Origin of the sequence: uncultured Butyricimonas sp. (assembly GCF_959596855.1) — a bacterium.
Lineage (GTDB): Bacteria > Bacteroidota > Bacteroidia > Bacteroidales > Marinifilaceae > Butyricimonas > Butyricimonas muris.
In genome coordinates this window covers 12,858-32,552 of record NZ_CAUFYA010000007.1, presented here as the reverse complement: position 1 = coordinate 32,552, position 19,695 = coordinate 12,858, and the positions used below count along the sequence as shown (strand labels likewise).

General features: G+C 48.8%; 16 protein-coding genes. 9 read left to right on the top strand and 7 right to left on the bottom strand.

Features of this window, described 5'->3' with window-relative positions:
• The first annotated feature begins 128 nt into the window (after nt 1-128).
• The 8 genes from Q5866_RS04725 to Q5866_RS04690 all read left to right on the top strand — a co-directional run bounded on the left by Q5866_RS04725 (nt 129) and on the right by Q5866_RS04690 (nt 12,435).
• A complete protein-coding gene (locus Q5866_RS04725; RefSeq protein ID WP_303179168.1) occupies nt 129-1,070 on the top strand; it encodes a DUF5106 domain-containing protein in 942 nt (313 codons plus the stop codon).
• A gap of 147 nt (nt 1,071-1,217) precedes the next feature.
• Nucleotides 1,218-1,751 carry an RNA polymerase sigma factor gene (locus tag Q5866_RS04720; protein WP_303179166.1) on the top strand — a complete coding sequence of 178 codons (534 nt, stop codon included), beginning with the start codon at nt 1,218-1,220 and terminating at the stop codon, nt 1,749-1,751.
• A 63-nt stretch (nt 1,752-1,814) separates the two neighbouring features.
• A complete protein-coding gene (locus Q5866_RS04715; protein WP_292270977.1) occupies nt 1,815-2,999 on the top strand; it encodes a FecR family protein in 1,185 nt (394 codons plus the stop codon).
• A 201-nt stretch (nt 3,000-3,200) separates the two neighbouring features.
• Nucleotides 3,201-6,848 (top strand): SusC/RagA family TonB-linked outer membrane protein, encoded by a 3,648-nt coding sequence (locus tag Q5866_RS04710; protein WP_303179163.1) that lies wholly within the window; start codon nt 3,201-3,203, stop codon nt 6,846-6,848.
• Nucleotides 6,849-6,870: 22 nt separating this feature from the next.
• Nucleotides 6,871-8,244 (top strand): RagB/SusD family nutrient uptake outer membrane protein, encoded by a 1,374-nt coding sequence (locus Q5866_RS04705; protein ID WP_303179161.1) that lies wholly within the window; start codon nt 6,871-6,873, stop codon nt 8,242-8,244.
• Nucleotides 8,245-8,268: 24 nt separating this feature from the next.
• Nucleotides 8,269-8,466: a hypothetical protein gene (locus Q5866_RS04700; RefSeq protein WP_303179159.1), complete on the top strand. Its 198-nt coding sequence runs from the start codon at nt 8,269-8,271 to the stop codon at nt 8,464-8,466.
• Nucleotides 8,467-8,491: 25 nt separating this feature from the next.
• A complete protein-coding gene (locus Q5866_RS04695; RefSeq protein WP_303179158.1) occupies nt 8,492-9,760 on the top strand; it encodes a Calx-beta domain-containing protein in 1,269 nt (422 codons plus the stop codon).
• A 41-nt stretch (nt 9,761-9,801) separates the two neighbouring features.
• Nucleotides 9,802-12,435 carry a zinc-dependent metalloprotease gene (locus Q5866_RS04690; RefSeq protein WP_303179156.1) on the top strand — a complete coding sequence of 878 codons (2,634 nt, stop codon included), beginning with the start codon at nt 9,802-9,804 and terminating at the stop codon, nt 12,433-12,435.
• Between the two features lie 71 nt (nt 12,436-12,506).
• Here the strand turns inward: Q5866_RS04690 and Q5866_RS04685 are convergent, their stop codons facing one another.
• The 7 genes from Q5866_RS04685 to rsfS all read right to left on the bottom strand — a co-directional run bounded on the left by Q5866_RS04685 (nt 12,507) and on the right by rsfS (nt 18,289).
• Complete coding sequence (locus Q5866_RS04685; protein ID WP_099294618.1) at nt 12,507-13,193, bottom strand: RluA family pseudouridine synthase; 687 nt, start codon at nt 13,191-13,193, stop codon at nt 12,507-12,509.
• Nucleotides 13,194-13,321: 128 nt separating this feature from the next.
• Entirely contained in the window at nt 13,322-14,137 is an 816-nt protein-coding gene (gene panB / locus Q5866_RS04680; RefSeq protein ID WP_099292871.1) for a 3-methyl-2-oxobutanoate hydroxymethyltransferase, read from the bottom strand.
• A gap of 31 nt (nt 14,138-14,168) precedes the next feature.
• Nucleotides 14,169-14,840 carry a phosphatidylserine decarboxylase family protein gene (locus Q5866_RS04675; protein WP_303179154.1) on the bottom strand — a complete coding sequence of 224 codons (672 nt, stop codon included), beginning with the start codon at nt 14,838-14,840 and terminating at the stop codon, nt 14,169-14,171.
• Between the two features lie 36 nt (nt 14,841-14,876).
• Nucleotides 14,877-15,695 carry a phosphatidate cytidylyltransferase gene (locus tag Q5866_RS04670; protein WP_303179152.1) on the bottom strand — a complete coding sequence of 273 codons (819 nt, stop codon included), beginning with the start codon at nt 15,693-15,695 and terminating at the stop codon, nt 14,877-14,879.
• Nucleotides 15,682-15,891: a DUF2007 domain-containing protein gene (locus Q5866_RS04665; RefSeq protein WP_303179150.1), complete on the bottom strand. Its 210-nt coding sequence runs from the start codon at nt 15,889-15,891 to the stop codon at nt 15,682-15,684. The genes Q5866_RS04670 and Q5866_RS04665 overlap by 14 nt, the downstream gene beginning before the upstream one ends.
• Nucleotides 15,892-15,947: 56 nt before the next feature.
• On the bottom strand, nt 15,948-17,924 hold the full coding sequence (gene ftsH, locus Q5866_RS04660) for an ATP-dependent zinc metalloprotease FtsH (RefSeq protein WP_303179148.1): 1,977 nt from the start codon (nt 17,922-17,924) through the stop codon (nt 15,948-15,950).
• Between the two features lie 8 nt (nt 17,925-17,932).
• Complete coding sequence (gene rsfS / locus Q5866_RS04655) at nt 17,933-18,289, bottom strand: ribosome silencing factor (protein ID WP_099292863.1); 357 nt, start codon at nt 18,287-18,289, stop codon at nt 17,933-17,935.
• Nucleotides 18,290-18,595: 306 nt separating this feature from the next.
• Between rsfS and Q5866_RS04650 the strand changes: the two genes are divergently transcribed.
• On the top strand, nt 18,596-19,687 hold the full coding sequence (locus tag Q5866_RS04650; protein ID WP_303179147.1) for an alanine--glyoxylate aminotransferase family protein: 1,092 nt from the start codon (nt 18,596-18,598) through the stop codon (nt 19,685-19,687).
• Nucleotides 19,688-19,695 lie beyond the last annotated feature (8 nt).

Here is a 19,695-nt window from a genome sequence, read left to right as displayed (position 1 = left end):
ACCATGTCTAACGGCAGCCCGGGCTGCCGTGGATAAAGTTCCTCGCGTCCGTGCAACTTTATAAACTTTATGAACCTTATGAACTTTATAAACTAAATCGTATCTTCGCGTATCAATCGATCGAAACCATGAAAAATTATACACGGAATATTGTCATCGGGTTATGCGTCGCGTTGGCGGCGTGTTCTTTTTCACGCGGGAAAAAAGCGGAACAAGGCGCGGCGCGGATGCAGGCATTCCGGCTGCCGGAGATACCTTCCATATACACGGACGAGAGGGAACAGGTGAAATACCTTGTTGCACGTTACTGGGAGCATTTCGATTTCGCCGACACCTCGTTGATCCGTCGTCCGGAAATAACGGAACAGGCGTTCGCCAACTACCTGCAATTGTTTCCCCGGGTGCCTTACGCGGACGTGGAACGGGCGATAGCGTCGATGCTCGACCGGGCGATGGATGCCGATTCGGTGATGTTCGCCCATTTCACTTCCCTGTACGAGAAATACTTGTATGACCCCAATTCGCCCATGTTGAGCGAGGAATTTTACATTCCCGTGTTGCGGTATATCGTCGCGTCGCCGCGGGTGGGGGAGGTCGACAAGCTGCGACCGGCGTTCCGGCTTGAAATGGCGTTGAAGAACCGACCGGGAAGTGCGGCTACCGATTTCGTTTACACCTTGCCGTCGGGCAAGAGAGAAAAGTTGTCGGACATCCGAGCCGATTACACGATTCTATTCTTCAACAATCCCGATTGCGACGCTTGCCGGGCGATCAAAGCGGAGTTCGAGGCCGCCGATTTCGTGAATTTCCTGTTGAGAGAGAAACGGGGGGAATCGCGGCGGCTGGTATTTCTTTCCGTGTACCCCGACCCCGACGTTGAAGCGTGGCGCCGGCACTTGAAAGAGCAACCGAAGTCATGGGTGTGCGCTTACGACGACGGGCAGGTGATCAAGGAACAACGCTTGTACGACCTGCGGGCAATCCCGACATTCTACCTGCTGGACAGGGATAAAAAGATTATCTTTAAAGATGTCCCGTTCCGGGTAATCGCGTCCTTTCTGGAACAATGATTTGCCTTCGGCGAGTTGCAAGTTGCAGGTTTCATTCACCTTCGGCGAGTTGCAGGTTATTTTTCCCGCGTATTATTTACAGTTTTTTGGGAAAAAACTTGTAACTTGCCGAAGGCAAATGTAACCTGTAACTTGTAACTGTAACTTATGGCGATAGTATCACATAAAGAGTTTAAAGCATTTTTCGAGACATTCTTTCTACCGGTATATACCTTGATGCAGCGATACACGGGGGAAACGGAATTATCCCGCGATTTCACGCAGGAGGCGTTCACGCGGGTGTTCGAGCACCGGGAGGAATTCGCGACGGATGAAAATGCCAAGGCTTTCGTGTACACGGTTGCCCGCCGTATCTACCTCGATCATTGCAAGCACCGGAAGATCGAGGAGCAATACTCCGCCCACCTGAACGAGAACGAGGCGGAGGATTATGATTTCCTGAAAGAGGTTACCCGGCAGGAAACGTACCGGGTATTGTACGAGGCGATAGACAAGTTGCCGGCACAATCCCGTGCGGTAATCTTGTTGAACTTGAAAGGGAATAATAACACGGAAGTCGCGGCGGAGTTGCGTGTATCCGTGAACACGGTGAAGTCATTGAAAAAGAGTGCTTACGTGAAGTTGCGTGAATTACTTTCCAAGGATATTTTAATGATTCTTTTCATCCTGCTTGAAAAATAATCATCTCCACTCACCCACTTTTTCCTCTCGATCGTCTTCTATATAAACCGTAAACCAGAATAGATGACAGATTTATTGAAAAAACGTTTTGATGTAGCCCGTTGGATAGCCAAGGAGATCGCCGGGACGCTGGAAGGGGAGGAACGTGCTTCGCTGGAACGGTGGCGGGGAGAATCACCCTTGCACGAGAGCGAGTACGGGGAAACGAGGGCGTATCTCTTGTCACGGGAAGCGCCGACGCGGGCGGAACGGCAAATGGTGAAGGACGAGTGGCGGAAGTTTGAACGGGCACGTCACGGGAAGCGTTTTACCCGGCGCGCGGTGGCGAGATACGCGGCGTTGTTTATGTTGCCCTTGTGCGTGGCGGGGTACTTGTGGTACGCCGCTCCCGGGAGAAACGGGCTTCCGGCGGCGGATGGCACGGGGATCGTCCCGGGTGGGGGAAAAGCCGTGCTGATACTTGCCAACGGGCAATCCGTGGAGTTGAAAGATGAAAAAGGGCTTCTGGTAGACACAACGGGGCGCGTGGTGGTACCCGCCGGGGAGCGGGGCGTGTACCGGCAAATCGCCGCGCGCGCGGATTCCTTGGCGGAAGAGAAGTACAACACGCTGGTCGTTCCCCGCGGCGGGGAGTTTTTCATGGAATTGCCGGACGGTACGCGGGTTTGGCTGAACTCGGAATCCAAATTATATTTCCCTTTACGTTTCAAGGGCGCGCGGCGGGACGTGAAGCTCGAGGGGGAGGGCTATTTCGAGGTCATGCCCGACTCGACAGCCCCGTTCCACGTGTTCGCCAACGGCGCGGACTTGCGCGTGCTGGGAACGAGTTTCAACGTGACCGCTTACCGGGGACGGACGATAGCCACGCTGGTGGAAGGACGGGTGTGCCTGACCCACGGCGGGGAATCCGTGTTGATGCTGCCCGGCGTGCAGGCGGAAGTGCTCCCGGGAAGCGGCGGGATACGGACACGGGAAGTGAACGTGAAGGAGTTCGTCCTGTGGAAAGACGGTATATTCTATTTCGAGGGGGCGGATCTGGCGACAATCATGGAACGTTTGGCGCGGTGGTATGACGTGAACGTGAACTTTGACGACGAAGAACTCGGGAAATTACGGTTCTCGGTCGAGATGAAACGGTATGAACATATTCAGGATTTATTGACGAAAATTGAAAAGACACGGAAAGTAAGGTTCCGGATCGAGGGAAGAGAAATTCGCGTGGGGGAGTACAGGGAACCGGGTAGCTGAAACACGTGATTCCGGCAAGGTAATTTCACTATAAATGGTGATTTGCGCGTATCGGGAGAGAGAGTACTTTTGCCGGAAACATGAAAGTGAAAAAATAGTAAATCAAGTTAGCTTATTGAAAAAGTAAGCAGGCAATGTTTGCCCCATTGCCCGCTCGCTAAGCTCATCATTGAATTTAATGTGAAACCTAAAAACAAAAGTATGAAAAAAAATGACACGCGAAGCAGTTCCAGTAGGGAAAAGCTGTGGAGGAAGTTATTACTTGTTAAGTTTTTATGCCTGTGTATGCTGGTGCAGAACCTCGCGTTCTCGGCGGTGTACTCGCAGGAGGTGAAACTGACATTGAAGGCAGAGAACAAGAATCTCACGGATATCTTGACGGAGATTCGGGAGAATAGCCGCTACACGTTCGTGTACAACTTGGATGATTTGCAGGGTATCCGCGTGAAATCGTTGGACGTGAAAGACGCCACGCTCGAGGAGGTGCTGGACAAATGCTTGAAAGGCACCGGGTTCTCCTACGAGATAGAAGACGACGTCGTGATCATACGTCCCGAACGTCCCGCGCGGGACGAGGTGAAAAAAGTGGTATTGAAAGGGGTGGTGATGACGACGGATTCCGTGCCTATCCCCGGTGCTACCGTGATTTTGCGGGGGACTTACGCGGGTGTGATATCGGATATCAACGGGAAGTTCGAGATGGCGATCCCGGCGCGGAAAGATATCGTGCTGCTCGTTTCTTTCGTGGGTATGGAAACGCGGGAGGTGAAAGTGTCCGACGTGACGAAGACACTCACGGTCGTGATGAAAGAAAAGGTCGACCAGCTGGACGAAGTCGTGGTCACGGGTTACGGGCAGACGACGAAACGCAATTCCCCGGGTTCTTTCGGTACGGTGGCCGCCGAGGTTTTCGAGAATAAAGCCATTCCCACGGTGGATATGCTTTTGCAGGGGCAGATAGCCGGGGTGAGTGTTGTCGCTGTTTCCGGAAGACCGGGTGAAGCGGCGAAAATACGGATCCGGGGAACGAACACGATTAGCGGGGACGCCGAGCCCTTGTGGGTAGTGGACGGTGTGCCTCTTCAGCAGGATATCCCGGAAATATCGACGGGGCAGATCAAGTCGGGGAATCTGAACGAGATTTTCGTGACGGGGGTAGCGGGGATTAACCCGAACGATATAGAGAGCGTGACGATATTGAAAGATGCTTCCGCCGCCGCCATTTACGGGTCGAGAGCCGCGGGTGGTGTTATAGTGGTCACGACTAAAAAAGGAAAGGCGGGAAAAATGAAAGTGAATTATAGTGCCACGTTTTCCGTGGGGTTGAAACCGCAACGTGATCCGAAGTTGATGAATTCACGGGAGAAACTGGCGTGGGAGCGGGAGTTGTGGGACGAGTTTTCGGCCGCTCCTTTCGAGCATAATAAGACGGAAAAGCCGTTGAAGCATTACCCGGTAGTGGGAATTGTCGGTATGCTCCGGGCGGAAAAACTCGGGCGGGATGATAAGTTGTGGCTGGAAGACGGGTTCGAACCCATGAGTACCGCGGAACAGGATGCCTATATCGAGGAATTGGGCAAACGCACCACGAATTGGTTTGACGTGATATTCCGAAATTCCTTCTCGATGAATCATAATCTCTCTTTTTCAGGGGGATCGGACCGGAACACGTATTACGTGTCACTGGGTGTCGCTGACCAGAACGGGTTGGTGAAGGAAACGGATTACGAGAGGTATAACGTTAATGCCAAGATTAACACGAACGCGACGGAACGCTTGAACATGATGTTCGGGATTGATCTCTCGAAACAGAAGTCAAAGAGTTACTCGACCGTTATAAACCCGTTCGAGTACGCTTATTTCGCGAATCCTTACGAGAAGGTGTATAACGAGGACGGGAGTTATCGTCCCGACCGCACGTATTTCAACTTGCAATCAATTAACGAGGGAAATGCCAATATCGTGATATTGCCTACCAACGGTTTCAATATCATGCGGGAGCTGAAAGAAACATCAAGTACGGCGGATAACGCGAACGCGCGGGTGCAGATGAATCTGACTTACGATTTGTTGAGTTATTTGAGGTTTTCCGGGTTGGCTTCCTATACCTATTTTCACAATAAAGTGGAGGACACGAGGGGGCGGGACACGTACGCGGCATTTTTAGACCGCTTGTATTTTGATGAATATAATGACGAGTGGACGCCTTACGGGACAATCACGCAGACATCCACGAACGGTTCCAGCTACAACGTGCGGGGACAGTTGGAATACAAGAATACGTTTGCCTTGGAGCATTATTTGAGTCTGGTAGGGGGAGCGGAATTGCGGGGGGATAAAAATCAACGGACTTACTTCAAGCGTTTCGGGTATGACGAGGTGACAGGTTACTCGGCGATGCCGCTTCCGCCCGAACCATCCGTCACGGACGTGGGCAAATACGCCGACCTGTTTGACCAGTTGGCGGGGGAAACCACGACTGAAAACAGGTTCGCTTCATTTTACGCTTCGCTGGATTATAATTATTTACAACGTTATTTGTTCAGTTTTACATTCCGGACGGATGGTTCCAACAATTTTGGTAGCGACGAACAATTCAACCCCACGTGGTCGTTAGGTTTGGGATGGCATCTGGACCGGGAACGCTTCATGAGTTCGTTGTTGCCGGTCGTGAACCGGTTGAGCCTGCGGGCTTCCATGGGGTACACCGGGAATATCGTGAAATCGGTGAACAAGGAGCTGGTGTTGAGATATACCACGACTTACTGGAACGGGTTGCGGACGGGGTCGGTGAGTTCGGCTCCTAACCCGAACGTGCGTTGGGAGAAAACGAAAGACATGAAAGTCGCGTTGGATTTCGGTTTGTTCGACGAGCGGGTAAGCGGGTTGGTCGAAGCGTATTACCGCGTGAGTTCGGATGTGGTGTCGACGGTGGACGTGTTGTCGAGCACGGGTTTTTCCGGGCAGCCCTATAATACTTCCGAGATAAAGAATAAAGGCGTGGAGGGAACCTTGAACGTGAAGGTTTTGAACGGTAAGGATTTTAAACTTGACGTGGGGGGAAATATCGCTTGGAACCGGAACATATTGTCGAAATACAGCCGGAAACGGGTGATTGGTAACGGTAGGTACGAGGGATTCCCGCTGGAATCCGTTTTCGCGGGACGTTATATAAAGATAGACGAGAGGGACGGGGTTTATACCTTCGAGTTAAGACCTGACGCGCAAATTTACACGGGTACGGATTTGCAGTCGAAGGATAATTATCGTTTCTATCTCGGGACCTCGGTGGCGCCTGTCACCGGTGGATTCAACGTGAATTTCTCGTATCGCGGCTTGAGATTGAACGTGGGAGGGGTGGTTTCTTCCGGCGCGAAGATATTGAACACGGTTACTTCGCCCGCCGGTTACAGGAGCGTGACTTCTTTAGCCACGGGCGAGAAACCGCAGACCACGTACAGCGATTTGTATCGCAATCACTTGAACGTGGAGAAGTCCGTGACCAACCGCTGGACGGAAGAGAGGCGCACCGGCGTGAAGTATCCCAGAATTATTGATTATCTGGCTGAGGAGCGGTTGTTGTTGGACCAGTATAATGTGCACGACACGGAAATCACGCAAGGGGCGTACCTTGAAAACGTGTCTTTCCTGCGGGTAAAGAATATATCGTTGTATTATAATTTGCCGGAGCGGTTGTTGCATCCGCTTGGGTTGAAATCGGTAGTCTTTTCCTTCACGATGAATAATTTTATCACGTTCACGAATTATTCGGGTATTGACCCGGAAACGCCGGGAACAACTTACCCCTTGACGCGTTCGGTTACCTTCGGGCTGAATGTAGGATTCTAGTAATGTATTAAATTGAATGAATATGAGAAGATTTGGTTTATATATCATGGTTTTGCTCTTGATTGGACAAACGTCCTGCTCGCGTTATCTGGACGTGAAAGACAAGAGTGAAGTAGTACCGAAAACTGCCGAGGAGTTTTCCGCTATATTGCACACGCGTTTGAATAATATCGAGCAGGCGAGCGAGTATGCTTTCTTCGGGGCGTACCTGAACACGTTGCCTTTCGAGTTCTACACGGATAATATGGACGCGAACCTGACGATTTCGGAGAGGGATATTCCCGAGTACGTGGGAAGTGACATCAATAGTCTTTCCGGTAAGTTCGGCTCGTTGTACGAGGTGATAAAGGATTGTAATATCGTGCTGCACGAGTTGAAAGAACGGGACACGGAGTTCGGGAAAAAGCTTTTGGCCACGGCTTACACGATGCGTGCCGTTTGTTATTATAACCTGATGCGTAATTTCTGTGAACCGTATGATAAAACAAGGGCAGGGGAGCAATTGGGGGTGCCTCTGGTGGATAAGTTCGACATGGAGGGGAAGCCTGACCGTGCAAGTTTGAAAGCGACAGCGGATTTTATTATTCATGATTTGAAAGAAGCCTTGAAACTCAACCAGACGGACAAACAGTATCTTTTCTACGCCGATGTCACTAACGCGTATCTGGCGAGGACGTATTTTTGGACGCAGGAGTGGGACTTGGCGGCAAGCACGGCAAAAGAGGTGTTGGATGCTTACCCGTTGATTCGCGGGGATGCTTATAGAGAGATGCTCCAGAGTGAAGTGGAACGGAAAGGGAATGAATTGATTCGTAGCGGAACAAAACAGAGTGAAGCGTACACTCGTTTGTACATGCAACGGTCGAAACAACGTCCGGTTTCGTTGGACTTGGTGAAGTTGTTCACGGAGAAAGAGCGGGATATTCGTTATACTTTCTTTTTTGACGAGCAATTCTTGAATACCAAGATGTTGAAGACTTCCGTGCGGGCTGCCGAGATGTGTTTGATTATGGCAGAGAGTTACGCGCACGCCGGGGACGAAACGAACGCCTTGCGGTACTTGAATCATTTGCGGGAGAATCGGATCAGTGATTATGTCCCGTACACGGCGCAGAATCTTCCTGAAGTGAATACTGACGCTTTAGTCAAGGTCGATGCCACGGGTAAAGCGTTGACTCCCTTGATGTCCGCGATATTGAACGAACGGCGCAAGGAATTGTACTTGGAATTTGATCGATGGTACGAGTTGAAGCGTAACGGAAGTCCTGTCATGTGGTGGGGACTTAGTGGGGTGAAGTACGAAACGGCAAAGTTTATGTATTTGTTCCCGATCCCGAAAACCGATATCGCTTTGAACTCGGGATTAATCCAGAATCCCGGGTACGAGGGACTGTAATAATAACATTTAATATAGAATGACATGAAAGCGTTAAAATATATCATAGGAATAATGGTTCTAGTATTATCGGGATGTGACGATGTGGATGATATGCCGCCCCGTCTGGCGGACATTTCCACCACGTTTATTATGCCTGCCTTGCCTCGTTTGACAAACGCGGAAAGGGCTGTTATTCAAGAGAGAAGAGATGCTTATAATGAAGCGTTGGAAGAAAATTGAAGTTCCACGAATAAAGAATAGAGTTATGCGAAAGATTTTATTTGTTTTTTCGTTGCTGGTGAGTTTGAGCCTCCTGTGGGCTTGCTCGGATGATGATGATAAGGGACCCACGTTGAGTTTCGGGCGTCCCATATATATACTGAAAGCTGTTGATTCTTTGGCAGTGGAGGTAATGGTATCGGAACCGGTAACGGAAGTGGTGAGAGTTCCTTTCACGGTAGAAGGATCTGCCGTGGAAGGTGAAGATTACACGTTGTCGGCAAGGGAATTTACAATCCAACCGGGTCAGATGATTGATACGATTCACGTGAAGCCGAAAGATAACGTGATAGGACGGCGTGAAATTCGCTTGAGTTTACAGGAAGTGCCGGGATATCGCTTGTGGAACAATCGTTGGGCGATGATTCCCGTGGAAAAGAAGGATTTGTTCACCGGCTCATTTACCCAGACTTCCATGGATTTGAAGAATGAGATCGTCGTGTCCGCCGGAATGAAAGTGGCAGGGGAAGATTACATGTACAAGCGGGAAGAGTTGCGCGTACCTTTCGAGATAGATCCTGAATCCACGGCAGTGGAAGGAGAGCATTACGAGATCGTGGGCGGCGGACGTGAGTTGTACATGGGAGTAATGAAGGCCACGGCTGACGTGACCGTGCGTTTCCTCAAGAAAGAGGAGGGGAAAGATAAAGTGATCCTTCGGTTAGTGGAAGAAGGTCGTTTCGAGGCGGGTACGAACGGTTTCGTGGTCATAAACGTGAACGGACCGACGCGTTACGAGGAATTTGTAGGGACATGGATTTCTCCTAATTTGATAAGTGTTGACTTTATCAAGAGTATGGTTTGGGGACACCCGAACGATTGCGATAATCTGCCATTGAATAATCCCGCCACGGACAAGATCGTGTTTGGTGCGGCGAATACCTTAAACGTGGATGGCGTGTATGGTGATTTGGCAAAATACTTGCGGAATTGTGACGTAATCTATAAGGGGGAAGAGCCCGAACAGTTATGGGATCAGGATGCTTACGGGATAAAACGGGATGTCGTGACGCTGGAGTTAAGTAAAGCGAACGTGAACTATTCCGCCGCTAACGTGACGGAACGCCCGGCGATTATTTTGGTGCGTTTGTTGAGCAAAGGGAAAGTCTTGGAATTTCGGGTTGTGGATTACGAACCGACTGATTTCTTGACGGGAACTTATAAAGACCAGATGAACCCGGGATGGGGCGATCCGCCACAGTACCCGATGAGGGAATTGTACCCGCTGGTATTCCGTTTCACGAAGGTGGAATAAGAGAGAAGATTTTTCAATGTCTTACTATAAAAATGAAAAGTATGAAAAAATGGATGTTAGTATTGCTGGTAGGGCTTCTGGTGTTACCATGCACGCGGGAAACGTACGCTTCCGGTCGTAAGAAAAAAGGTAAAACGACGGAGGTCAAAGCACCGGAGAAAAAGAGTGCTTATGACAAATTGTTCAAAAAGAAGTCGTGTGAAACCGTGAAGAGTAATTTTATCACGCTTCACAAGGTGGACGGCAAATTGTATTTCGAGATTCCGACGAAGTATCTCGGGCGGGAAATGTTGCTGGCTTCCACGTTGACGTCGACTTCCAGTAACGATTTCTGTGACGTGGGATACAAGCAGAATGATCCGCTGCATATCAGGTTCACGAAGATCGACAGTACGATCTATCTCAACGAGGTGAATGCTTACGTGACGTCGAACCCGAATGAGCCGTCTTTGCGCAAGGCGATAGATAAGAATTTCATGGATGCAATTCTCTATTCTTACAAGATAGCTGCCTATAATGGTGACAGTACGGCAGTCGTGATTGACGTGACCCCGATGTTTACCACGGATATGAAGGAGTTTGCTTTCCTGCCGACTTCTATCATGGGATTGATTCAAGTGGTGACCAGTTTCAATAAAGACGGGTCAGCCTTGGGAGAAATCAAGGCGTTTGATGATAACCTGACGGTGAAGTCCATGCTGTCCTATAAAATGTCGTTGAAGTTCATGGCTTTCTCGATATTGGACAATATGCCATTGACGGCAACCGTAACCCGTTCGTTACTTTTATTGCCGGAGGAGAAAATGCGTCCTCGTATTTCTGACTCCCGCGTGGGGATATTCGTGACGAGTAAACAACACGTTTCCACGGAGAAAGACGGTATACAAAACTACACGCTTGCCAATCGTTGGCGTTTGGAACCGAAAGATGTTGCCGCTTACAGAAGGGGGGAACTGGTGGAGCCGGTGAAACCTATCGTGTTCTATATTGATGATGCCTTCCCGGAATTGTGGAAACAGCCGATCAAGGAAGGTACTTTGCGTTGGAATGCCGCTTTCGAGAAGATCGGTTTCAAGAATGCCGTGCAGGTACGTGATTTCCCGGCTGATGATCCGGAGTTCGATCCGGATAACCTGAAGTACTCCTGTATCCGCTATTTGCCTTCCTCGACCGCTAACGCGATGGGTCCCTCTTGGGTAGACCCGACAACCGGGGAGATTATCAACGCTTCCGTGTTGGTTTACAATGACGTGATTCGTCTGATTAATAACTGGCGTTTCGTGCAGACGGCACAAATCGACCCTTCGGTACGGGCAAAGAAGATGCCGGATGATATCGTGAAGGAGTCTATCGCTTACGTGGTGGCTCACGAGGTGGGACACTGTCTGGGGTTCATGCACAATATGGCGGCATCGGCTTCTTACGCGGTGGATTCTTTGCGTTCCGCTTCTTTCACGAATACTTACGGGACTACGCCCTGTATCATGGACTACGCCCGTTTCAATTACGTGGCGCAACCGGGCGACAAGGGAGTGCGTCTGACTCCGCCCGACTTGGGAATTTACGATTATTTCCTCGTGAAGTGGAGTTATCAGCCTTTATTGGATGCCGGGAACGAGTGGGACGAGCAAGCAACCTTGGAAGGTTGGGTGGACGAGAAAGCGGGTGATCCCCGTTATCGTTACGGTAGACAGCAGATCTATTCCCGCTATGACCCGAGTGCCATTGAGGAAGATTTGGGTGACGACCCGATGAAAGCCGGAGAATACGGTATCAAGAACTTGAAATATATTCTTGCCAACATGAATGATTGGGTAACCGACGATACCGATTTCACTCATCGCGAACAATTGTACAAGCAAATCGCGAATCAATATTACCGTTATCTTATGAACGTGATGTACAACGTGGGAGGGATTTACTTGACGGAAGTGAAAGACGGTATGCGAGGACAACGTCACGTGTCCGTGCCGAAGAACGTGCAAAAGGCTTCGCTGGCGTGGATATTGAAGGAGTTCAAATCTGCCGATTGGCTAAATAACAAGGAGTTGACGAAGAATTTCAGCATGGCTGTCGATATGACGCCCGTGTTGCAAAAGAGGCTTCTGGATCAGTTGGAACGCCTGACCGGAAATATACTTTTGTCCGCTCATTTGTCATCGAATCCTTACACGGTGCAGGAATACTTGACAGATTTGTATAACGGGGCTTTCGACAGCACGATCAAGGGACGGAAATTGACGGAAGGTGACAAGATGTTGCAACGTTTTATCGTGGATGTATCCAGCAGCGCATTTAAAGATGCCGGAGGCGGTGCATTACGGATGTTGACGGATGCGGCTTATGTGCCTTCGGTGGAGGAGATTGCCGCTTACGGGTTGGATGAAAGCGGGTTTATTCACAAGTATATAGATCAATTCCGTCAGTTGGAAGAAGAACACGGGGTTGGCTACGTGGCACGGCAAATGACTCTGAACGAGTTCGGCTACGGTTATGGTTTCCAAAGGCGGGTCACGGTCGGTGAGATTGATAATTCACAGACCTACATACAGGATATGGCGTTGAAAGCACAGCGTTTGTTGTCTTCTAAAGTTGCCGGGGCAACGGGCGACACGAAAGTGCATTATCAATCCATGTTGATGAAGTTGAATAAAGCATTGAAGGATAGTAAATAACCCTAAGTTTGTACTACTGGATGATGGAGCGAGGCTGTCCGGAATTACCCGGCAGCCTTGTCTTTTTTTAATTACTTCAAGTTCTCGTAAAAGAAGCGCCACAACGTGTCGTTCAATGGCGGGGGAGCGGTGACGGTCACCATCTCTTGCTTTACCGGGTGCATGAACGTGATGGAACGGGCATGAAGGCTGATACCTCCTCCCTCGTTGGAACGGGGGAAACCGTATTTCAAGTCGCCTTTGATGGGGCATCCGATCTTTGCCAATTGGCAACGGATCTGGTGATGACGTCCCGTGCACAGCTTTACTTCCAACAGGTAATAACGTTGTCCGGCTCCCAGCAGGGTATATTCCAGAATAGCTTCTTTCGCTCCACTCTTGGGTTTGTTGTAAGCGTATGATTTATTCTTCTCGGGATCACGCGTCAGGTAGTGAGTCAATCGGGCATGGTCTTCGTCGGGAAGATTCCCCACGATAGCCCAATAGATTTTGGTGATTTCCTGATCGTGTTCTTGAAACATCTTGTTCAGACGAACCAATGCTTTGCTGGTTTTGGCGAATAATACGACACCGCTCACCGGGCGATCCACGCGGTGGGGAATACCCAAGTACACATCACCGGGCTTGTTGTATTTCTCCTTGATGTAGGCTTTTACCCGTTCGCTTAGCGGCTCATCACCCGTTTTATCTTCCTGCACGATATCCGATACCCGCTTGTTCACGGCTATGATGTGATTGTCTTCGTATAAAATCTCCAAATCCCTCATGTTATTTTAAATTTTAGATTTTAAATTTTAGATTGAACTCTCCAATTTTAGATTTTAAATTGAATTCTCAAATCCCTGAATCCTACAATTTAAAATCTAAAATCATTCAATCTAAAATTCTAATATTGTTCTCTCTCGTTCGGGAAGTTGCGGCTCTTCACGTCGTTGATGTAGTTGCTGACAGCTCCCGTCATTTCCGCGTACAAGTTGTGATAGCGGCGCAGGAACCGGGGTGAAAATTCCTGATTGATTCCCAGCATGTCGTGAATCACGAGTACTTGACCGTCCACGCCGCCGCCGGCACCGATACCGATAATGGGTATACTTACTTCTTGTGCCACTTGCGCGGCTAGTTTTGCCGGAATCTTCTCCAGAACGATGCCGAAGCAACCGGCTTCTTCCAAAGCGTGGGCGTCTTCGATCAGTTTCTTGGCTTCTTCCTCTTCCTGTGCCCGTACAACGTAAGTACCGAATTTATGGATACTTTGCGGGGTAAGCCCGAGGTGTCCCATGACAGGGATTCCGGCAGAGAGAATGCGTGAAACCGATTCGAGGATTTCTTTTCCGCCTTCCAGTTTCACGGCGTCGGCGCTTGTTTCTTTCATGATGCGGATAGCCGAGCAAAGGGCTTCCTTGCTGTTCCCTTGGTAACTGCCGAAAGGCAAATCCACGACAACCAAGGCGCGTTCCACGCCCCGAACCACGGAAGCACCGTGATATATCATCTGGTCGAGCGTAATCGGCAGGGTGGTTTCGTGTCCTGCCATAACGTTGGACGCGGAGTCACCCACGAGTATAACATCTATTCCGGCATTGTCGATAATCTTTGCCATGGAATAGTCATAAGCGGTAAGCATACTTATTTTTTCACCCTTCAGTTTCATTTCCGACAACACGTGGGTGGTTACTCTTTTTACTTTCTTTTGAACAGACATAGTACTGATTTTTTACGAGCCGGTGAACGGATCACTTGGACTCAGGTTCTTTAAATGTTCCGATAAGTGTTTGTGAACCGGTCACTTTTTGTCCCAGTTTCACGTCTATTTTAGTCCCTAGCGGCAAGTATAGGTCAACACGGGAACCGAATTTGATGAATCCGGCGTGTTCGTCTTGACGTGCTTCTCCGCCCACGGGAGCGTAAGATACGATACGTTTTGCCATAGCCCCGGCGATTTGGCGCATGACGATGTCCCGCCCGTCACGGGCTTCTATGGCGATAGTGGTTCTTTCATTCTCCGTGGAGGACTTGGGCAGGTAGGCTGCCATGTATCTTCCTTGATGGTATTTGAAATATTTGATGATTCCGTTGATAGGGAACCAATTGATGTGCACGTTAAAGATATTCATGAATATGGATACCTGTATACATTGTTTTTTCAAGTATTCCGGTTCGTATGTTTCCTCTATAACCACGATTTTCCCGTCGGCAGGGGCGAGGATAGTGATATCGTCCGGTGCGATGTGCCTATTCGGGAAACGGAAGAAGTTTACCATCAGGAGGTAGCAGATAGCACTGACAACGAGCACAGCCCTGAAAACAATGATACCGGGAGAGAAAACGTAGACAAGTACGTTGATAAAGGCGATAATTACAAATGCTTTAATTAACAGTGAATGACCTGCTTTATGTATCTTCATATTCTTTTCGTTACGTTATTAAAACAGCGGGCAAAGTTAATACATGAATTCCATATAAACAAAAATAGCGGGGATTGTAAATATGACAGCGTCGAATCTGTCGAGGATTCCCCCGTGCCCGGGCAGAATATTGCCGGAGTCCTTGATTTCAATACTACGTTTGAACATGGATTCCAGTAAGTCGCCGTAAATGGCGAATACCACCACGATGCAGGAGATGACTGCCGTGTCGAAAATGCGGTATCCCTCGATATACGGAGCCACGCACAGCCCGACAATAATGGTCATCAGCCCGCCGCCGATGGCTCCTTCCCAAGATTTCTTCGGGGATATCCGGGGAAAAAGTTTATGCTTGCCGAGTAAAGAACCGGAAAGGTAGGCAAACGTGTCGTTTACCCACACGAGCAGGAAGGGGAAAAAGATGATTTCCGGCATCCATTGTCCCGAGTTTGACATGTAAGGCAAGTATATCAATAAGGTAAAAGGCAGGCTGATGTACAGGAGGGCATAATAGGAGAACGCGATGTTCTGGAATCCGTTTCCTTTTTTGCGATAGAGCTCGCGGATAGCCATAATAAATGTCAGTATAAAGAAATAGAGGTAACCGTCTTTGTAACCGATGTAGTTATGCAGGAACCCCGCGGTGAATAGCACGCTTCCGCACACGATACAGAAAAAGAGGTTGATGTGGATGTTCATGTGTCGTGCCATACGGCCGAACTCAAGAAGTCCCAGAATGTTGATGATAAAGAACAGTACGTAAAAACAAATGGGGTGTATGAAAATACACCCTGTTAGTACCACGACAAACAGCAATCCGCTGATTGCCCTTTTTAAGAAATTACTCACGATCATTGTATGCTTTTATAACTTGCTCGGCTTTTTCCCGGTCTTCTTTGTTTACCATGACGTTGATATCGCCGAATGTTTTGTAAGAAGAATCCCGTTGATTCAGAACTACGGCAGGGATTCCCGAGTCGGTTAACACATCCTTGATTCGTTCAGCGACGAATTCTTCGGTTGTCGAGAAAACAGATACCCAATTTTCCATAACTTTCGTTTTTTAGTTTATACTGTTTTTATCCTGTCGGGAATAGCCTTCCGTTCTTATAATTCTTCGGGTTGAATGGTTTCCCCGTCTTCTGTCCAAGGACGTTTCCCGAGTATTCTTTCCAGATCATCGCTGAAGATTACCTCTCTCTCGATCAAGAGTTCGGCAACTTGGCGGTGCTGGTCTTTATGTTCACTCAATAGTTGTTTTGCCCGTTCGTACGCGGCTGAAACCATCGCTTTCACTTCTTCGTCGATAATCTCCGCCGTTTTTTCCGAGTAAGGTTTCGTGAAGTTGAAATCACTTTGTCCGGTGGAATCGTAATAACTCAACATTCCCACTTTATCGCTCATACCATAGATGGATACCATGGCATAGGCCTGTTTCGTGGCACGTTCCAAGTCGTTCTGCGCACCCGTGGATATTTCGCCGAAGACGATTTCTTCTGCGGCACGTCCGCCCAACACGGAAACCATTTGGTCGAGTAATTGGTCTTTCGTGGTGATCTGGCGTTCTTGCGGCAGATACCACGCTGCACCCAAGGCTTTGCCTCGCGGTACGATAGTCACTTTCAACAGCGGGTGAGCGTGTCGGAGCAACCACGATACGGTAGCGTGTCCCGCCTCGTGATAAGCGATGGTTTTTCTCTCGCCCGGTTTGATTACCTTGCTCCGGTTCTCGAGTCCTCCCACGATACGGTCGATGGCATCGAGAAAGTCTTGTTTTTCCACTGCCGATTTGTTTTTACGGGCGGCGATCAGTGCTGCCTCGTTCGCCACGTTGGCAATATCCGCACCCGAGAACCCGGGTGTTTGTTTCGCGAGGAAGCTGTAATCGATGTCCTCTGCAAGTTTCAACGGTTTCAAGTGTACCTTGAAAATATCTTCCCGGTCTTTCAATTCGGGGAGATCCACGTATATCTGACGGTCGAAACGTCCGGCACGCAATAGCGCACTGTCCAGAATATCCGCCCGGTTGGTGGCAGCCAGAATGATGACGCCCGAATTGGTTTCGAAGCCGTCCATTTCAGTCAACAACTGGTTCAACGTGTTCTCGCGTTCGTCGTTGGAACCCATGTTCGGGTTTTTGCCCCGGGCGCGACCGATGGCGTCGATCTCGTCGATGAATATGATACACGGGGCTTTCGATTTCGCTTGCTTGAACAAATCGCGTACGCGGGATGCCCCGACCCCGACGAACATTTCCACGAAGTCCGATCCCGACATGGAGAAGAACGGTACGTTGGCTTCTCCCGCCATGGCTTTTGCCATTAAGGTTTTTCCCGTTCCCGGGGGACCCACGAGTAAGGCTCCCTTGGGTATTTTACCTCCCAACTTCGTGTATTTATCCGGTGATTTGAGGAATGACACGATTTCTTCCACCTCCTGTTTCGCCTCGGCTAATCCTGCCACGTCTTTGAACGTGATCTTGATATTGGATTCCTTGTCAAACAGTTTGGCGTTGGATTTTCCCACGTTGAAGATACCGCCGCCACCACCGCCGCCGCCGGCGTTTTTACTCATTCGGCGCATGAAGAATACCCAAATACCTACAAATAGAGCCAAGGGCAGGATGATGGATATGATGTCTGCCCACCAGTTGTACTCGTCGCCGTAATCGACATGTATGTCCGCGGTTTCCGGGTATTCCTTTTGTGCTTCTTCCAGATTCTTTTCGAATTGCTCCAATGTCCCGAAAGGTACGTAGTATTGTGGTCCCGTACTTTTTTGATTAAATCCCTTGGAAACTAATTTATCGTGAGTTTCTATCTTTTCCGGTTTCAGGAAGATATTTGCCTTTCCCCCGTTGCGGACGATAAGAATTTCTTTCACCTCGTCCTTGGCGAGAATATTGGTTTTAAATTCCTGCCACGAGATACGTTCCGGGTTTGTCGGCATACTGAAGAATTGGTAGCCTATAAGAATGGCGGCAATAATAATATAGGTCCAGTAGCCGCCGAATCTCTGGTTCCTGTTGTTTTTCCTCCCGACCGGGGGGAAATCAAAGTTATCGTGTTTGTTGTTTTCTGCCATATCGTGTATTAATTTTCTTCTATTCTGGTTATTTCTGCATCCACCCAAAAGTCTTCGAGTTGATAATAATCTCTTTGTTCTTTTTGAAATATATGTACGACCACGTTTCCATAGTCCAGAACAACCCATTGTGCTTGTTGCTCCCCTTCCACGTGTAACGGTTTTTCCCCCGTGTATTCGTTGACTTCATCGTGAACGTAATCCGACAGGCTCGCCACGTGCGTGTTGGAAGTTCCGTGACATATTACGAAAAAACTACAGAAACAGTTTTCGATTCTTCTTAAATCAATCTTTACTATATCGACACCCTTGTTCTTATTTAATGTTTCAATTACTTGTTCAACTATTTTTTCTGCTCCACTCATTCTCTATAACTAATTTCTAATTTAAAGTACAAATATACATTTAATATTTAATCCCTTTACAAAAAGCGTACCTATTTTCCCGTTGTTTGTTATTATGACGAATTGTCAGTGGAATAGGTTTGGATTTTTAGAGGATAAATTTTATAAAAGTGAAGATGGTTAATTTTTTTATTCATTGGTAGTGTTTTTAACAAATCTTATTTATAGTTTTGCAAACCAGTGCGCCGATTTTGTCGTTTACCGAACCATGAAATAATGGGGCGGGATTGGATTGTAACGTGAAACATTATAAACTTGTAGAAAAGAATGGAAAAGTATCTGATACCGTTAGTTCCGGGGCCTGTAGCTGTCCCGCAAGAGATTTTGAAAGTTGCTGCCCGGAACTTCGGGTCCACGGATTGTGAGCCGGAATATGCGGCTTTATACCGGGAAACGGAGGGGTTGTTGCAGAAGATGATGAAAACCCGCGAACGGGTAGTGATTCAGACGGGCGAGGGGATGTTGGTTTTGTGGACGGCTTTGAAAAGTACGTTAAAGCCGGGAGATAGGGTGTTGGTGCTTTCTACCGGGTTGTTCGGCGAAGGGTTCGGTGATATGGCAAAAGCGATCGGGTGCGAGGTAATGACGTTGGATTTCGGGTATGACCGGACATTCCATGATTTTGATGCTATAGAAAAGGCTATCGTGGAGTTCAAGCCGAAAATGATCACGATGGTACAGAATGAAACCCCGAGCGGGACAACAAATCCCGTTCAGGAGATTGGGGATTTGAAAGTGAAACACGGGGTACCGTTGTTATGCGTGGATATTGTTTCCGGCTTGGGTGGTACTCCTGTCGATGTAGATGCTTGGCACGTGGATCTGGCTTTGGGCGGTTCGCAGAAATGTTTGTCTGCCCCGGCAAATATGTCTTTCCTTTCCGTGAGCGAGGATGCGTGGAACATCGTGAAAGAGGTGAATTACGCGGGTTACGAGGCTTTGTTGCCTTTCCTGACTGCCCCGGAAACGGGATATTTCCCTTACACTCCTTACTGGCAGGGGACGGCTCAGTTGCATAAGGCTTGTGAATTGATATTCGAGGAGGGCTTGGATAGTTGCATTGCCCGTCACGAGAAAGTCGCCGCTTATTGCCGGGAACGGATTAAGGATATGGGGTTAAAGCTGTATCCTGCCGAAGATGCCGTGTGTTCCCCGACCGTGACGGCTGTTTACGTGCCCGAACACATGACTTGGGAACGTTTGGATTCCGAGTTGAGAGTACAAGGTATGGTTGTCGGCGGAAATTACGGTAAATTGGCGGGGAAGGTATTCCGTATCGGTCACATGGGATCGCAGGCGAATATCAACCTGATCAAGGAAGCGATGGATATTTTGGAAACCGTGGTTCACGATATTTAATTCCGGCG

What these genes read in the sequence shown, in the direction of transcription:
- Q5866_RS04700 (WP_303179159.1), top strand. Translation starts at nt 8,269, where the DNA reads ATGAAAGCGTTAAAATATATCATAGGAATAATGGTTCTAGTATTATCG.
- Q5866_RS04695 (WP_303179158.1), top strand. Translation starts at nt 8,492, where the DNA reads ATGCGAAAGATTTTATTTGTTTTTTCGTTGCTGGTGAGTTTGAGCCTC.
- ftsH (WP_303179148.1), bottom strand. Translation starts at nt 17,924, where the DNA reads ATGGCAGAAAACAACAAACACGATAACTTTGATTTCCCCCCGGTCGGG.
- Q5866_RS04720 (WP_303179166.1), top strand. Translation starts at nt 1,218, where the DNA reads ATGGCGATAGTATCACATAAAGAGTTTAAAGCATTTTTCGAGACATTC.
- Q5866_RS04650 (WP_303179147.1), top strand. Translation starts at nt 18,596, where the DNA reads ATGGAAAAGTATCTGATACCGTTAGTTCCGGGGCCTGTAGCTGTCCCG.
- Q5866_RS04715 (WP_292270977.1), top strand. Translation starts at nt 1,815, where the DNA reads ATGACAGATTTATTGAAAAAACGTTTTGATGTAGCCCGTTGGATAGCC.
- Q5866_RS04665 (WP_303179150.1), bottom strand. Translation starts at nt 15,891, where the DNA reads ATGGAAAATTGGGTATCTGTTTTCTCGACAACCGAAGAATTCGTCGCT.
- panB (WP_099292871.1), bottom strand. Translation starts at nt 14,137, where the DNA reads ATGTCTGTTCAAAAGAAAGTAAAAAGAGTAACCACCCACGTGTTGTCG.
- Q5866_RS04705 (WP_303179161.1), top strand. Translation starts at nt 6,871, where the DNA reads ATGAGAAGATTTGGTTTATATATCATGGTTTTGCTCTTGATTGGACAA.
- Q5866_RS04675 (WP_303179154.1), bottom strand. Translation starts at nt 14,840, where the DNA reads ATGAAGATACATAAAGCAGGTCATTCACTGTTAATTAAAGCATTTGTA.
- rsfS (WP_099292863.1), bottom strand. Translation starts at nt 18,289, where the DNA reads ATGAGTGGAGCAGAAAAAATAGTTGAACAAGTAATTGAAACATTAAAT.
- Q5866_RS04690 (WP_303179156.1), top strand. Translation starts at nt 9,802, where the DNA reads ATGAAAAAATGGATGTTAGTATTGCTGGTAGGGCTTCTGGTGTTACCA.
- Q5866_RS04725 (WP_303179168.1), top strand. Translation starts at nt 129, where the DNA reads ATGAAAAATTATACACGGAATATTGTCATCGGGTTATGCGTCGCGTTG.
- Q5866_RS04710 (WP_303179163.1), top strand. Translation starts at nt 3,201, where the DNA reads ATGAAAAAAAATGACACGCGAAGCAGTTCCAGTAGGGAAAAGCTGTGG.
- Q5866_RS04670 (WP_303179152.1), bottom strand. Translation starts at nt 15,695, where the DNA reads ATGATCGTGAGTAATTTCTTAAAAAGGGCAATCAGCGGATTGCTGTTT.